Consider the following 1,557-nt stretch of genomic DNA (forward strand, 5'->3'; position numbering starts at 1 on the left):
GCCGAGATCCGGCAGCTACCGCCGGTGGTGTGCGGGGCGCCTCACAACTGAGGGTCGCCGGAAGGTCAGACGGCGTCGCCCGGGCCGACCCGGGGGAGCGGCGCACGCAGCTTCTTGATCTGGGAGGCGCGCACGAAGGCGTACCAGCCGAGCCCGAAGCCGCCGTCCGTCGAATCGGGGAAGCGCTCGCGCACCTTCTTGTTGACCATGCGCCCGAGGTAGATGCCCTCGATGATCATCAGGAACATCATCACGAACATCGCAAGCGTGACGTACTGCTGCACCACCGGACCGAGGAACATCGACATGATGAGCACGAGCGCGAGCGGCATGAACAGGCCGACGAGATTGCGCCGGCTGTCGACGATGTCGCGCACGTAGGCGCGGACCGGGCCGCGGTCGCGAGGGAGCAGGTACTTCTCCTCGCCCGCGAGCATCCGGTTGCGGCGCTCGGACGCGTCGGCGCGACGCTGCGCGGCGGCCGCCTTGCGCTCCTCCTTGCTCTGCGACTTGCGCGCGGCCTTACGGCGCTCGCGGGCTTCCTTCGCAGTCAGGGGAGCGGGGGCGACGGGACCGCGGCGACGGTTCTCGGCGTCGCGCCGTTTGGGCGTCGGACGACCCTTACCGGTCGTCGCCTTCGCGGACGCGGAATCGTCGGGAGTCGCGGCCGGGGAGTCCTCGGTCGCAGGAACCTGGTGATCGGCGGAGTCGTCGGAACCACCGCGGCGTAGCAACTTCACACCACCAGGCTATGGGATAGTGGAGAGAAGCGGGAAATTCCGCACGCCATACCACGCTCGGCGCAACTCGTCCACGAGGAATAGATTCCGGCGCGGTACCGTTGAACCATCGGGTTTCGACACGAACGACAGGGAGCGCCCATGACTGTGCAGCAAGAGACCGATACTCACGGCGTCATCCTGACCGAGGCCGCCGCTGCGAAGGCGAAGGCACTGCTCGATCAGGAGGGCCGCGACGACCTCGCACTGCGTATCGCCGTGCAGCCCGGAGGCTGTGCCGGTCTGCGGTACCAGCTGTTCTTCGACGACCGCACGCTGGACGGAGACCTCACGAAGGAATTCGCCGGTGTGACGCTCGCCGTCGACCGGATGAGCGCGCCGTACGTCGAGGGTGCGTCGATCGACTTCGTCGACACCATCGAGAAGCAGGGCTTCACCATCGACAACCCGAATGCCACGGGGTCGTGCGCCTGCGGCGACTCGTTCAACTGAGCTGAGGACGCACTTCGGAACCCCGGCGCNCCGGGGTTCCGTCGTTTCCGCGGTAGTACCGTGGGACCGCTACGGCTCTCCGTGTGAGCAGCCACACCATCGACATCCGCGGAAAGGCTCAGCCACGTGACCATCGCCGTGACCGGCTCCATCGCCACCGACCACCTCATGCGCTTCCCCGGCCGGTTCGCCGAGCAGCTGCTCGCCGACCAGCTCGCGCACATCTCCCTGAGCTTCCTCGTCGACGACCTCGTCGTCCGGCGCGGCGGAGTGGGCGGCAACATCGCCTTCGCGATGGGTGTCCTGGGCGGAACGCCGGTGCTTG

Annotated in this window: 2 protein-coding genes and 1 pseudogene; 2 read left to right on the forward strand and 1 reads right to left on the reverse strand. The window is 67.7% G+C overall.

The window, feature by feature from the left end; genetic code table 11:
- Positions 1–65 precede the first annotated feature (65 nt).
- Positions 66–740: a DUF3043 domain-containing protein gene (locus ACLBYD_RS30185; RefSeq protein WP_016693856.1), complete on the reverse strand. Its 675-nt coding sequence runs from the start codon at positions 738–740 to the stop codon at positions 66–68.
- A gap of 141 nt (positions 741–881) precedes the next feature.
- On the opposite strand from ACLBYD_RS30185, the gene ACLBYD_RS30190 reads away from it, so the two are divergent.
- Positions 882–1,232 (forward strand): HesB/IscA family protein, encoded by a 351-nt coding sequence (locus ACLBYD_RS30190; protein WP_006554400.1) that lies wholly within the window; start codon positions 882–884, stop codon positions 1,230–1,232.
- A 126-nt stretch (positions 1,233–1,358) separates the two neighbouring features.
- Positions 1,359–1,557: pseudogene (locus tag ACLBYD_RS30195) on the forward strand (carbohydrate kinase family protein); the annotation flags it as partial.

This window comes from Rhodococcus sp. C26F (assembly GCF_053345925.1).